Source organism: Cellulophaga fucicola (genome assembly GCF_900119145.1).
GTDB classification, from domain to species: Bacteria; Bacteroidota; Bacteroidia; order Flavobacteriales; family Flavobacteriaceae; genus Cellulophaga; species Cellulophaga fucicola.
The window spans coordinates 578,533-591,993 of the sequence record NZ_FPIY01000002.1 but is presented as its reverse complement, the minus strand read 5'-3'; the positions used below and the strand labels follow the sequence as shown (position 1 = coordinate 591,993).

The following is a 13,461-nucleotide window of genomic DNA, read 5'->3' as shown; positions in this document are numbered from 1 at the left end:
TAAAAAGCCTGTGATAATTAGTATCACAGGCTTTTTTGTTTAAAATTAGAATTTTATTTATCCCAACTATAATTTTTAGTTGCCGCTTGTTTTACAATTGCAGATAGCATAGCATTTTCTAATTCTCCTTTAGAACCTTCTTTTTGGTTTTTAGTAATAAAAGCTTCTCGCTTTGTATTTGCTTCTTTTATTTGTTGTTGTATTGTTACTCTTTCTTGTTTTTTACTTTTAATGTAGTCTTCGATCTCTTTTGTAGATTTAGATTGTAGCTCTTTAGGTAGTTGTTTTTTATCAATCTTAGAAACACTAAAATTTTTGTTTTTAGATGCGTCAACTAAATCCCAAGAGGCATTATTATACAATCTAGAACTCTTACTTACTGCTCTTTTTACCATTACGGCTTCTTCCATTTCTGAAGCTTTTTCATCTTGTACAGATTGTAATTCCATTTTAGAGTTGCCTAAGCTACCATAAGATACATAAGTAGTATTTAATTTTTTGTTTAGTTTAATAATAACTTCGTCATAAGGAGTATCTATGTGTATTACTCTTTTGTTATGGTCTATAGCAATATATTCGCCATTTGTTAATTGTGCTCCATTTTGCCAGTAGCTATTTACACCTTGGTTGTAATTGCCACAAAATATAGTGTTTACTACTATGCCTTTTTCTTTTGCATTTACTGTGGCATCTTTATAGTCTAATTTACCCTGGTTAAAAGGCTCGTTACCAGCAATAAAAATTAACTTAAGATTATCTGGGTTTTTACCCCAATCTAAATCTTTAATAGAGGTATTAATAACTTCACCGCAATACTCATCGCCGCCATTTGTAGTTAAAGAAAACAACTTTTCAGAAATCTCATCTAAATCGCCGCTAAAATTTATTACTTGTCTAATGTAACCGTCTTTAGCTTCTAAACTGCTGTTGCCATATTCGTATAATGCAATTTGTAATTCTGGTCTTGTCTCGTTGCCACACTTAACATAGCTAAACTTGTTTACAATGTCCCATAATTGTGCTTTTGCTTGGTTAATTAACCCATCCATACTATTACTAGTATCTAATAAAAGTGCAATTTTAACTACATTTTTTTCTGGTTTTTTGTCGTCTGTTATAGCTTGTGCTATTATAGTTGTTTCAGGATCTATTGTAGTTTTTAATTTTGGTTTTGCTTCACAACTAAAAGAGCTGCCTATAAAAAGGGCTACTAAGCCTATACTTGCTATCTGTTTTACGTTTTTCATTTTATCTATTTTTATTTGTTACAGGGTAAAAGTATTTTTAAAGTTTTTTATAAAAAATAGACAATGAGTAAACTGCCGTTTTGAATGAGTAAACAAACCAAAGCAGTTTGTGAGGCAAGTAAAACCTTTGTTTTTTAGAGCGATTACTCATTTTTGTCATTTTTTAGAATCAGATAAAACAACTAAGTTTACCATATCTAATTGTAAGAATGAAGCTAAAAAAGTACATAATGTTATTGTTGTTGTTTACTACGGCAATAACTTTTTCTCAGATTAACAATGCCAAGGAATTAACAATCAAAGGCACAGTTAAGACAAAAGTAAAAGGGAACCCAATATCTGGGGTAGAGGTTTCTGCTTCTAGTGGTGCTATTGTGTATACAGATGTTTTTGGTTCCTATAAAATTAAAGCAGTAATAGGAGATTATCTACTGTTTAAAAGTAGAGATATAGAAACTGTAGAATATAGAATTATTAATGATGAAGATGTAGATGTTTTAGTAGAAGGTTTAGATGGTGATGATGTAGGAATAAGTAAAAGTCAGTTGCACGGAGCTTATTTGGATTCTGCGAAACAGTACAAAAAAGAAGATATAGGTAAGAGTATAGATTATATTAGAATTTCTTTAGAGCAGTTAGGTAAAAGAGGAAATAATAAAGAGCGTGCAGCTTCTTTTTCTTTGTTAGGTGAAATTTATCAGTACCATAAACAGTACGATCTTGCTGTGGATAATTATAACGAATCTATAACCACTTACGAAACCTTAAAAACTAAGATTTTATTGGGTAATGCTTATATACTAAATAAGGAATATAAGAATGCCGAGAAGATATTTTTAGAGTTAAAGGACAATAAAAAACTATCTAGTTACCAGAAAATACAAGTGTTTGAGGGTTTGGGTGATGCATATAAAGCAATGCAAGATGCTAAAAACGCGGTAGCCAATTATAATAATGGTTTAAAGGTTGCTAAAAAGGAATTAGTATCTCCTAAAATAACAGATTTAAATAGCAAAATTGCCGAAACTTATGATGATGTAAACCAAACTGATGAGGCAGAGGCTTATTTTGATAGTTCTTTAGAATCTGCAAAAAGTGAAGCGCCACAACGCTCTTTAGAAATTAAAGAAAGAGCAGCAGATTTTTACAGTAAAAATAATTTATACGATAAAGAAATGGAGTTGCGTAAAAAGAGTCTAAAAGAAATAGACCTTTTAAACAATAACAAAAGAAAGTCGGCTACTTTTAAAACAGAGGCTATAGAAGTACCTATTACCAGACAGCGTATAAACTACAAAATTGCAAATACATTAATTGTACAAGATAAATTAGATGAAGCTATACCGTATTTAGAAGAAAGTATTTCTGAGGCGGCTAGCGAAAACGATTTGGTGGTGCAAAAAGATGCAACGCGTAAATTATCTGAGGTTTATGATGACAAAGGAGACTATTCTAAAGCTTTAGAAACCTATAAAAAATATGCCGCAGTAGCAGATACATTGTATGCTCGTAAGGAACAAGAGATTTCTAGAGCAGAGCGCTTAAGTAAGCAAATTGCAGCCAAGCAAAATCGTATTACTGGTTTAGAGAAAGATAAGGAGTTGTCTGAGAGTAAATACAGTTTAGCAAAAACAAAACAAGATTTATATACAACAACCACAAAAAAACAACAGCTTTTAATATACTCTCTAATTTTAGGAATGTTACTGTTTGGTATTGCAGCTTTCTTTTTTTATAGAAGTAATAAGCAGCAAAAATTAGCAAATAATCTATTGGCTTTAAAATCGTTACGATCACAGATGAATCCGCATTTTATATTTAATGCATTAAACTCTGTAAATAATTATATTTCTAAGAGCGATGAGCGTAGCGCAAATAGGTTCTTAAGCGAATTTTCTACTTTAATGCGTGCTGTTCTAGAAAATTCAGAAGAAGATTTTATTCCGCTTACAAAAGAGTTAGAGTTATTAGAACTTTATGTAAAACTAGAACATTCTCGTTTTCCAGATAAATTTAATTATACAATAGAGACAGATCCTAGTATAGATGTTGCTGCTTTTCAAATACCACCAATGCTGCTTCAGCCATATATAGAGAATGCTATTTGGCACGGACTACGATATAAAGAAGATCTAGGTTTTTTAAATATCAGTTTAAAGCAAAAAGATAAAGAAGCTATAGAAATAATGATAGAAGATAATGGTATAGGTCGGTTAAAATCGGCTGAGCTAAAAACCCAAAACCAAAAGAAACAACGTTCTAAAGGAATGGGGAATATTAAAAAAAGAGTCGCTATTTTAAATAGTATGTATAAAGATAAAGTTACTGTTTTTGTGCAAGATTTAAATGAAGATGGTTCTGGAACTAAAGTAACATTAACCTTAAAGAAGGATTAATACAACTTGCTTATTTTTAAATAGTAAAGAATGAAATTAAATGCAATTATAGTTGAAGATGAAGCTAATAGTAGGGAAATTTTAACCAACTATTTAACAAAATATTGTCCTGCAGTAAATTTGTTAGGTGAGGCGCCATCTATAAAAGAGGGTTTAGCCTTGATCGAAAAGCACCAACCAGATTTAATTTTTTTAGATGTAGAAATGCCTTTTGGTAATGCTTTTGATTTACTAGACCAAGTGCCAGACAGAACTTTTGAAACCGTATTTGTTACGGCATATAACCAATATGCTATGGATGCTTTAAATAGTCACGCTGCATATTATTTAATGAAACCTATTAATATAGATGAGTTAATTAAAGCGGTAGATTATGTAGTAGAGATTAGAAGTAAAGAAAATGCATTAGAGGATCGTATCTTACAACCAAGGACAAATAAGGTAGATGGTAAAATTACCTTGCCACAGCAAGACGGATTTCAGGTATTAAATGTAGCTGATATTTTGTTTTGTAAGGCAGATGATAACTATACAGAGATTTATTTAGAAAACAAGAAGATTTTAGTAAGTAAAACACTAAAGTATTTTGAAGAAGCAATGGCAGATTTTCCGTTTGCTCGCATACATAAATCATACTTGGTAAATGTAAATGCAGTAGCAAAATATAAAAAAGGAAAAGGCGGCAGTGTTGTTTTGCATAATGGCAAAGAGCTGTTAGTTTCTGCCTCTAAAAAGAAAGATTTTTTATCTTATTTTGAATAAAATTTATATACACAATTTTAGAATGATACTAAAAGAAGTAAACGGAAAAACACCACAGATAGGAGAAGATTGTTTTATAGCAGAAAATGCAACTATTGTTGGTGATGTTGTAATGGGGAGTCAATGTAGTGTTTGGTATAATGCAGTATTACGTGGCGATGTGCATTATATAAAAATGGGTAATAAAGTAAACGTACAAGATGGTGCTGTTATACATTGTACGTATAAAAAAAGTCCAACTACTATTGGTAATAATGTTTCTATTGGGCACAATGCAATAGTGCATGGATGCACCATAAAAGACAATGTGTTAATAGGTATGGGTAGTATTGTTATGGATGATTGTGTTGTAGAGAGTAACAGTATTATTGCAGCAGGGGCTGTTGTCACAAAAGGCACACACATACCTTCTGGGACTGTATTTGCAGGTATGCCAGCCAAAAAGATTAAAGATATAAGTGTAGAATTAAGTGAAGGTGAAGTAAACCGTATTGCAGATAATTACGTCACTTATTCTAGTTGGTTTAAAGACAAGGAGTAAACTTTAGTGTAACCAATATGTTCTCTAGATAAGTTTTACTTATTTTTGTCAATCAATTTAAAAATTAAAAGAATGAATGCATATATATTTCCTGGTCAAGGAGCGCAGTTTGTTGGTATGGGGTTAGACTTGTATGAAAAGTACCCTTTGGCACAAGAATTATTTGAAAAAGCAAACGATATATTAGGTTTTCGTATCACAGACATTATGTTCGAGGGTACCCCAGAAGACCTTAAACAAACTAAAGTAACACAGCCAGCTATTTACTTGCACTCTGTAATTATGAGCAAGGTAATGGGTGATGCTTTTAAACCAGATATGGTTGCTGGGCACTCTTTAGGAGAATTTTCTGCCTTGGTAGCAAACGGTACATTAACTTTTGAAGACGGATTAAAATTAGTGTCTCAAAGGGCAATGGCAATGCAAGAAGCTTGTGAAATGCAATCTAGTACAATGGCAGCTGTTTTAGGGTTAGAAGATGCAGTTGTAGAAAAAATATGCGAAGAGACAGAAGGAGTAGTTGTAGCGGCAAACTATAACTGTCCTGGTCAATTAGTTATTTCTGGAGATGTAGAAGCAATTACTATTGCTTGTGAAAAAATGAAAGAGGCGGGAGCAAGAAGAGCTTTGTTGTTACCTGTAGGTGGTGCGTTTCATTCACCTTTAATGGAACCAGCAAGAGAGAAATTAGCATCAGCTATAGAGAATACAACTTTTAGCGAGCCAACGTGCCCTATTTATCAAAACGTACCAACTACAGCGGTACAGAATGCAGATGAAATTAAAAAGAATTTAATATCACAATTAACGGCCCCTGTAAAATGGACGCAAAGTGTACAAAATATGGTTGCAGATGGTGCAATTTTATTTACAGAAGTTGGTCCAGGTAAAGTTTTACAAGGATTGGTGAAAAAAATACACAGAGAATCAGAAACTACATCGGCAGTGTTATCTTAATTCCTTGAAAAATAAATGACTATAGTTTATAGCTATAGTTGTAACTGAGAGGTAAAATATGTTATTTGTCGATTATGTTTATCGACGAATGGCATTTTGGTTAATATTGTAGTCTATCTGTTATAAATTATAGTTGAGTAACACTATCTGTAAAAGAAAATGAAAATAAAACAATTAGGCAATAGTTCCCGTTTTTTTAAAAAGCACAAAGCATTTTGCTTAATAATGTTGTTTTTGTGTTTAGGTTTTTCTGGTTTCGCTCAAGAAGTATCAATAAACGCTATTTCAAATGCTAAAGAAGAGGGGCAAGAGAATGGAAGTTTTGTTATTAGAGCTAGAAACTTTCCCTTATTATCGATCTCAACAATAAATTACATTGTTTCAGGAACAGCTACTGAGGGTGATGACTATGGGACTTTGAGTAGATCAGTTTCGTTTACAGGTAGTAATCAGAATATAACGATTGATATTTCTGGAATAGTAAATGACTCTTTTACAGAAGGAGATGAAACTGTAATTATTACTATTGAAAGAAGTGCGTCATATACTATAGATAGTGGAGATGGAGAAGCAAGAATAGTTATTGAAGACAACGAACCTGTTTGTGGTAATACGCCTAATGCACCACAATTAAATACAACAGAGCCCACCATTTTCTGTGAGGGTTTTATACAAGATTTAGATGAGTATGTTACAGATACTCCTCCTGCAGGTACAATTTTAAGATGGAGCAGAAGTACAGACCTGTTAGATGAGGATTCTTACTTAAGCAGTTCTGAGATTGGTTCTAGAGGTGTTTATTATGGCTTTTTCTTAAATGAATCTAGCGCCTGTACTAGCCCACCGTTGAAAATAACAATTGTTGAAAATGAAATTCCGGAAATAACAGAAACTTTTCCTGACTCTACATGCGGTTCAGGAGATTTGACTTTGTCAGCAACATCAGCCGGTTCACTAAAATGGTATGGTTCTCTAACAGCTGATACTCCTGTTTACGAAGGAGTAAATTTTTTAATAGAGGGGCTAACTACAACTACATCTTACTATGTAGAGGCAACAGCTAATGGGTGTACATCAGACAGAGTAGAGGTTATTGCTACAATAAATGAACAACCATCTTCAGGTACAGGTACAGATATTACCGCTTGCTCATTGTCTGGAAATGGAAGGGTAACTATCGTAAATTTAGACGATCAATTAACGGGTCAAGATGCAGGAGAATGGACATTAATTTCTCAGCCTGCAGGTAGTAACATAACTATTGATGCTAACACAGTAGATTTTGTTGGTCAACCACTTGGAGGATATGAGTTCACATATACAACTACAGGTTTTGTTGCACCTTGTACAGCAGAAACTACAACCATTACAATTACGGTAATAGATTGTAATCCTACAGAAACAGATTTAGCTATTGTAAAAACAGTAGATAAAAATGAGGTTTTTTCAGGAGAAGAGGTAACTTTTACAATAACGGCTACAAACCTAACAGGTGATCCCGTAACAGATATAGAAATTACAGATGTTTTAGATGCTTCTACTGGTTTTGAATATATATCTGATAATGCTCTTGTTGGTTCTTTTGACAGTACAACAGGTGTTTGGACTATTCCTCAGTTAGATGCAGGTGAAGCTGCTACAATTACAATTACTACATTGGTGTTAGACAGTGGATCACATATAAATACAGCTACTATTACAAGTAGCGATCCATTAGATACAACAACAGAAAATAACCAAAGTTCTGCTGAGGTTATTATTAAGCAAATAGATTTATCAGTAACAAAAAGAGCAGATAAAATGTTAACTGCAGTAGGAGAAGAAGTTACTTTTACTATTGTGTTAACTAATGAGACAGATGGTTTAGTAACAGATATTAGTATTACCGATTTAATAGAAGATACAATAGGTTTTCAGTATATATCACATACTACAACAACAGGTACTTACGACCCTATTTCTGGTATTTGGTTATTGTCTGAAATATTAGGAAACGAAGAACAAATACTGGAAATTACAACAAGGGTTATAGAAGAAGGTACACATATTAACTCCGTAGAAATTACAGATTCCTTTCCGTTAGATGTAACTTTTGTAGAGAATAATAGAGCAGAGGTAACTATATCTATAGCAGAAAGAACATCTGACGAATGTGGCTTTTTGTTTAATCAGTTTTCTCCAAACGGAGATGGTATTAATGATTATCTAAGAATAAATTGTATCGAAGATTATCCAAATAATACGCTTACTATCTTTAATAGATTAGGAAGCGAAGTTTATAGTGTAGTTAATTACGATAATAAATGGGACGGTACCTGGAAAAAAGGAGCCTTGCCTAACGGAACTTATTTTTATGTGTTAGATTTAGCAGATGGTTCTGAAGTTAAAAGAGGATGGATTCAAATCATAAGATGATAGAACAAAAAAATAAAAAATCCATAAAGGTTTTTAGGTACCTAAGTGTTGCTATGTTATTTTTTGCAGCTACAAGTATGTATGCTCAAAAAGAACCTCAATATACACAGTATATGTACAATATAGGGAGTTTTAACCCTGCTTATGTTGGTAGTGTAGAAGATCCTGAAATAATGAGTTTGTATAGAGCTCAATGGATAGATGTTCCTGGAGCACCAACAACTATAAGAATCGGAGCTAATATTCCGTTTTCTAATGAAAAAACAGGTTTGGGATTTAATGCGTATTCGGATAAGTTAGGACCAATGAGTCAGACTTTAGTGAATATATCATACTCTTACCAAGTTAAGCTATCAGACAATGCAAAATGGTCTTTTGGTATTAATGCAGGAGGTTCCTTTTTAGATGTAGATTTTGCTAAAGGAGATTTTGAGTTCGAAAATGAACCCGCTATAATAGACAACCAATACAACGAATTTTATCCAATTATTGGTGCTGGTACATTTGTATATGCAGAAGATTGGTATTTAGGACTTTCTGTGCCAAATTTATTAACGAGTACGTTATATAATGATGAGGTTGCTGTAATAGAAGAAGATAAAACTCAAGTTAATTTTATAGGTGGATTGGTCTTTGATTTAAGTGATGAATTAAAGTTTAAACCAGCATTTTTAGTAAATTATATTACCGATTCTCCAGTAAATGTAAACCTGTCTACCAATTTTTTAATCCATGATAAATTTACATTAGGAGCATCTTATAGGTTTGATAATGCAGTGAGTGGTTTAGCTGGTTTTCAAGTTTCTAATTCTATGTTTATTGGTTATTCTTATGATTACTCAACTAATGCATTTAAAAATTACAACGATGGTTCTCATGAGGTTGTTTTAAAGTTTTATTTGGGCAGGTCTGGTGGATCAAGTTCTAGAAAAGGAAAAAAAGATAGCAAGAAGCCTAAACAAATAGATACTCCAAGATTCTTTTAATATAAAATAATATGAAATTTAAGCTTAGCTTTTTACTATTAAATTTATCTATAATTTCATTGTATGCTCAAGATTTAAAATCTGAAGGAGACCGTTATTTCTTTCAGTATAAATATGAGCAAGCAGCAGAAGAATATGCAAAAGAAAGTCTAGAGACAGTATTAACTACAAAGCAATTTTTAAATTATGCTGAATCTTACTTTAATACAGATCAGCATCAAAAAGCTTGGGATACATATAAGATGATACAAGAGAGCGATGCCGTGTTGCCTCCTTTTCATTACAATAAAATGCTTCGTAGTTTGTATATCATTTCAGGGAAACAAAAAATGAATAAGTTTTTAGAGAATGATACTATTTTAAAAGAAGCTGCCTGGGCAGAGAATGCCAAGTTTAATTTTGATATAGCTAATACGGATGATATTATAATACCTAATTATAATATTTTTAATGTAAAAGGTAATAGTATATCAGCAGATTTTTCTCCATCGTTTTACAAAGATAAATTGTTGTTTACAAGTGATAGAAGAGTAACCATAGAGAAGAAAAGAAAAAAACCAGAGCGAGTATACTTAAATATATATGAAAGTGAAATTGAGGAAGATGGAGATATTACAAATGTAATACCCTCTACAGTTATTCCCTCTTCAAAATTTCATCAGGCAACACCTTACTATTCATCAGAATTAGATAAAATATTTTATGTGTTATCTAATGAAAAAGATAACGAAATGTTGTTTGATGAAACAGGTAAAAATGCCTTGTCAATAGCTAAAGTAGATCGTAATAGTAACTTCAATTTTATTCTAAAAAATTTAAGCACTAGTTTTTTCTATCCTTTTTATGACGAAGCTTCTCAGCGCTTATACTTTGTTGCTAATTTTGATGATGGCTATGGGGGTACAGATATTTATTATGTAAATACAAATCAAGGACAAATTATGTCTGCACCTATTAATTTAGGACCAAGAGTCAATACACCAGGTAACGAAATTTCTCCTTTTGTTTTTGAAAATGGACTGTATTTTTCTTCTGATGTTTTTTATGGTTATGGCGGTATGGATATTTACAAGTCTAACTTAAAGGCAGACGGAGCTGTAGGAGTGCCTATTAATTTAGGAGAGGGAATAAACTCAACTGAAGATGATTTTGGTTTTATTGTAAAAAACAATGCAACGGGTGGCTTAGAAGGCTATTTTTCATCTAATAGAGAAGGCGGTAAAGGTAAAGATGATATTTACGGATTTAAGGTAGCAGAAAAGCCTAAATTAAATACAATTGTACTACAAGGGGCAACTCTAAATCCAAATACTAATATTAGAATAGGTGGTGTAACTATTAAAGTGTACGGAAAAGAAAATTCACTTATTAAAGAAATAGTATCTGCAGAAGATGGTAGTTATGAAATAGAGTTGCCTTGGCAAGAAAAAGTTACGGTTATTGCTTCTAAAAAATTACATTCATTATATAGGCAATATTTTATAGCTGATGACTTAAAGAAAAAGGGACAAACCGATATTTATTTAGAGTCTGCAGCAGATTTTGTAGTGGAGAAAGAGGGAAAAGCAATGCTTAAATTAAATAAGTTTACATTTAATACTAAGAGTTCTAAGTTAACTTCTGCAATAAAAACAGAATTAGATAAAGCCATTAAGGTAATTAAAAAGTTTCCAGAATTTAATCTTCAAATAGAATCTCATACAGATAGTAAAGGTGGTAGTTCATCAAATTTTAGAGTATCTCAAGGGCGTGCAGATGCAATTAAAAAGTACTTGATAGATAATGGAGTTCAGTCTAGAAGGATATTGTATACTATTGGTTATGGTGAAGATCATATACTTAATAAATGCGCAAATGGAGTATACTGTATAGATTATTTTCATGCAGAAAATCGAAGATGCAACATTGTAATTTTAAACTATAAAGAGCTGTACTAATACAACTCTTTTTTTATGCTCAATTAAGATTCTTCAAATTTATTGAGTATTACTATATTTTTTAATACATATTTAATTAATTTCTTTTCTAGATTTCCTATATTTAATAATTCATATAATTTTATAGTAATTCAATCTGTAAATAGCAGTTTTTCTAGAGTAAACTCACATATTTAGCAATTTTGTTGTGCATGTGTTTTTGTTTTTTTTAGGATGATGCATTTTACAATCTAATTTTAAGAGCATACTTAAATTAGAAATTATTAGTATTAAATAGGCCAAAAGAAATAGCACATGAGTAATTATCACATTAAACATTTAGAAGAGTACTTTCAGGTATACCGTAAGTCTGTTAGAAATCCCGAAGCTTTTTGGGAAGAAATTGCAGAAGAACATTTTTTATGGAGAAAAAAGTGGGATAATGTTTTAAGTTGGGATTTCTCTAAGCCAGAGGTAAAGTGGTTTGAAAATGCAAAACTAAATATTACAGAAAATTGTATAGATAGGCATTTAACTACTAGAGGAGAAAAAACGGCTATTCTTTTTGAGCCTAATGATCCTAAAGAAGAAGCGCAACATATAACCTATAACGAGCTACATAAAAGAGTTTGTAAAATGGCAAATGTGTTAAAAGAAAACGGAGTTAAAAAAGGAGATAGAGTTTGTATTTATTTACCTATGATTCCAGAATTAGCAGTTTCACTACTCGCTTGTGCTAGAATAGGAGCTATACATTCTGTTGTTTTTGCAGGTTTTTCTTCTAATGCTCTATCAACAAGAATTAACGATTCTGATTGTAAAATTGTAATTACGTCAGATGGCTCTTTTCGTGGTAAAAAATCTATCGATTTAAAGGGGATTGTAGATGTTGCTTTAGACGATTGTCCTGGTGTGAAAACTGTTTTGGTTGCCAAACGTACCAATGCAGAAATAGAAATGAAAGCAGGTAGAGATAAATGGTTACAACCATTATTAGATGATGCTTATGGAGATTGTGTCCCTGAAATTATGGATGCAGAGGATCCACTTTTTATTTTGTATACATCTGGTTCTACTGGTACACCTAAAGGTATGGTGCATACTACAGGAGGGTATATGGTATACACGGCGTATACGTTTAAAAATATTTTTCAATATAAAGAAAATGATGTGTATTGGTGTACTGCAGATATTGGATGGATTACGGGGCACTCTTATATTGTATACGGACCTTTAGCAAACGGTGCAACTACTGTAATGTTCGAAGGTGTGCCGTCTTATCCTGATTATGGTCGTTTTTGGGAAGTAATAGAAAAACACAAAGTAACACAGTTTTATACTGCTCCAACAGCAATTAGAGCCTTAGCAAAAGAGAATTTAGATTTTGTAGAAAACCACGATTTATCTTCTTTAAAAGTATTGGGGTCTGTAGGTGAGCCAATAAACGAAGAAGCTTGGCACTGGTATAATAATAACATTGGTAAAAATAATAGTCCTATTGTAGATACGTGGTGGCAAACAGAAACAGGCGGAATTATGATTTCTCCTATCCCTTATGTAACGCCAACAACGCCAACATATGCAACATTACCTTTTATAGGTATACAACCCGCATTAATGGATGAAAATGGAGAAGAGTTAAAAGGAAACCAGGTAGAAGGACGTTTGTGTATTAAATATCCTTGGCCTTCTATTGCTAGAACAATTTGGGGCAATCACGAAAGGTATAGAGATACTTATTTTTCTGCATATAAAGATAAATACTTTACAGGCGATGGTGCGTTAAGAGATGGTGTTGGCTATTACCGAATTACAGGACGTGTAGATGATGTAATTATTGTATCTGGTCATAATTTAGGAACAGCTCCAATAGAAGATTCTATAAATGAGCATCCGGCAGTTGCAGAATCTGCTATTGTAGGTTTTCCGCATGATGTTAAAGGAAATGCATTATATGGTTACGTTATTCTAAAAGAGTTTGGAGAGACTAGAGATAGAGATAACTTGCGTAAAGAGATTAATCAGCAAATAACAGAGCATATTGGACCAATTGCTAAATTAGATAAAATACAGTTTGTAACTGGTTTGCCTAAAACGCGTAGTGGTAAAATTATGAGGCGTATTTTGCGTAAAATAGCTTCTGATGATACAAGCAACTTAGGTGATATAAGTACATTGTTAAATCCGGAAATTGTACAAGAAATTATGGATAATTCACTTTAGAAATTATCTAAATATTTA

General features: G+C 32.2%; 9 protein-coding genes. 8 read left to right on the top strand and 1 reads right to left on the bottom strand.

Annotation, left to right across the window (positions count from 1 at the left end):
* Positions 1-53: 53 nt before the first annotated feature.
* Positions 54-1,247 (bottom strand): vWA domain-containing protein, encoded by a 1,194-nt coding sequence (locus BT107_RS08940; protein WP_072303441.1) that lies wholly within the window; start codon positions 1,245-1,247, stop codon positions 54-56.
* Between the two features lie 209 nt (positions 1,248-1,456).
* Between BT107_RS08940 and BT107_RS08935 the strand changes: the two genes are divergently transcribed.
* The 8 genes from BT107_RS08935 to acs all read left to right on the top strand — a co-directional run bounded on the left by BT107_RS08935 (position 1,457) and on the right by acs (position 13,443).
* The gene (locus BT107_RS08935) at positions 1,457-3,643 is read left to right on the top strand and encodes a tetratricopeptide repeat-containing sensor histidine kinase (RefSeq protein ID WP_072303440.1); all 2,187 of its coding nucleotides are present in this window, start codon (positions 1,457-1,459) and stop codon (positions 3,641-3,643) included.
* A 30-nt stretch (positions 3,644-3,673) separates the two neighbouring features.
* A complete protein-coding gene (locus BT107_RS08930) occupies positions 3,674-4,405 on the top strand; it encodes a LytR/AlgR family response regulator transcription factor (RefSeq protein ID WP_072303439.1) in 732 nt (243 codons plus the stop codon).
* A 22-nt stretch (positions 4,406-4,427) separates the two neighbouring features.
* Positions 4,428-4,946 carry a gamma carbonic anhydrase family protein gene (locus tag BT107_RS08925; RefSeq protein ID WP_072303438.1) on the top strand — a complete coding sequence of 173 codons (519 nt, stop codon included), beginning with the start codon at positions 4,428-4,430 and terminating at the stop codon, positions 4,944-4,946.
* A gap of 72 nt (positions 4,947-5,018) precedes the next feature.
* Positions 5,019-5,903, top strand: a complete 885-nt coding sequence (fabD, locus tag BT107_RS08920; protein ID WP_072303437.1) for an ACP S-malonyltransferase — start codon at positions 5,019-5,021, stop codon at positions 5,901-5,903.
* A 159-nt stretch (positions 5,904-6,062) separates the two neighbouring features.
* Entirely contained in the window at positions 6,063-8,318 is a 2,256-nt protein-coding gene (locus BT107_RS08915; protein ID WP_072303436.1) for a T9SS type B sorting domain-containing protein, read from the top strand.
* Positions 8,315-9,304: a PorP/SprF family type IX secretion system membrane protein gene (locus BT107_RS08910; protein ID WP_342039454.1), complete on the top strand. Its 990-nt coding sequence runs from the start codon at positions 8,315-8,317 to the stop codon at positions 9,302-9,304. Before BT107_RS08915 ends, BT107_RS08910 begins: the two co-directional genes overlap by 4 nt.
* A gap of 11 nt (positions 9,305-9,315) precedes the next feature.
* Entirely contained in the window at positions 9,316-11,241 is a 1,926-nt protein-coding gene (locus BT107_RS08905) for an OmpA family protein (protein ID WP_072303435.1), read from the top strand.
* Positions 11,242-11,535: 294 nt separating this feature from the next.
* On the top strand, positions 11,536-13,443 hold the full coding sequence (gene acs / locus BT107_RS08900; protein WP_072303434.1) for an acetate--CoA ligase: 1,908 nt from the start codon (positions 11,536-11,538) through the stop codon (positions 13,441-13,443).
* The last annotated feature ends 18 nt before the right edge of the window (positions 13,444-13,461 follow it).

What these genes read in the sequence shown, in the direction of transcription:
- BT107_RS08940 (WP_072303441.1), bottom strand. Translation starts at nt 1,247, where the DNA reads ATGAAAAACGTAAAACAGATAGCAAGTATAGGCTTAGTAGCCCTTTTT.
- acs (WP_072303434.1), top strand. Translation starts at nt 11,536, where the DNA reads ATGAGTAATTATCACATTAAACATTTAGAAGAGTACTTTCAGGTATAC.
- BT107_RS08925 (WP_072303438.1), top strand. Translation starts at nt 4,428, where the DNA reads ATGATACTAAAAGAAGTAAACGGAAAAACACCACAGATAGGAGAAGAT.
- fabD (WP_072303437.1), top strand. Translation starts at nt 5,019, where the DNA reads ATGAATGCATATATATTTCCTGGTCAAGGAGCGCAGTTTGTTGGTATG.
- BT107_RS08930 (WP_072303439.1), top strand. Translation starts at nt 3,674, where the DNA reads ATGAAATTAAATGCAATTATAGTTGAAGATGAAGCTAATAGTAGGGAA.
- BT107_RS08905 (WP_072303435.1), top strand. Translation starts at nt 9,316, where the DNA reads ATGAAATTTAAGCTTAGCTTTTTACTATTAAATTTATCTATAATTTCA.
- BT107_RS08910 (WP_342039454.1), top strand. Translation starts at nt 8,315, where the DNA reads ATGATAGAACAAAAAAATAAAAAATCCATAAAGGTTTTTAGGTACCTA.
- BT107_RS08915 (WP_072303436.1), top strand. Translation starts at nt 6,063, where the DNA reads ATGAAAATAAAACAATTAGGCAATAGTTCCCGTTTTTTTAAAAAGCAC.
- BT107_RS08935 (WP_072303440.1), top strand. Translation starts at nt 1,457, where the DNA reads ATGAAGCTAAAAAAGTACATAATGTTATTGTTGTTGTTTACTACGGCA.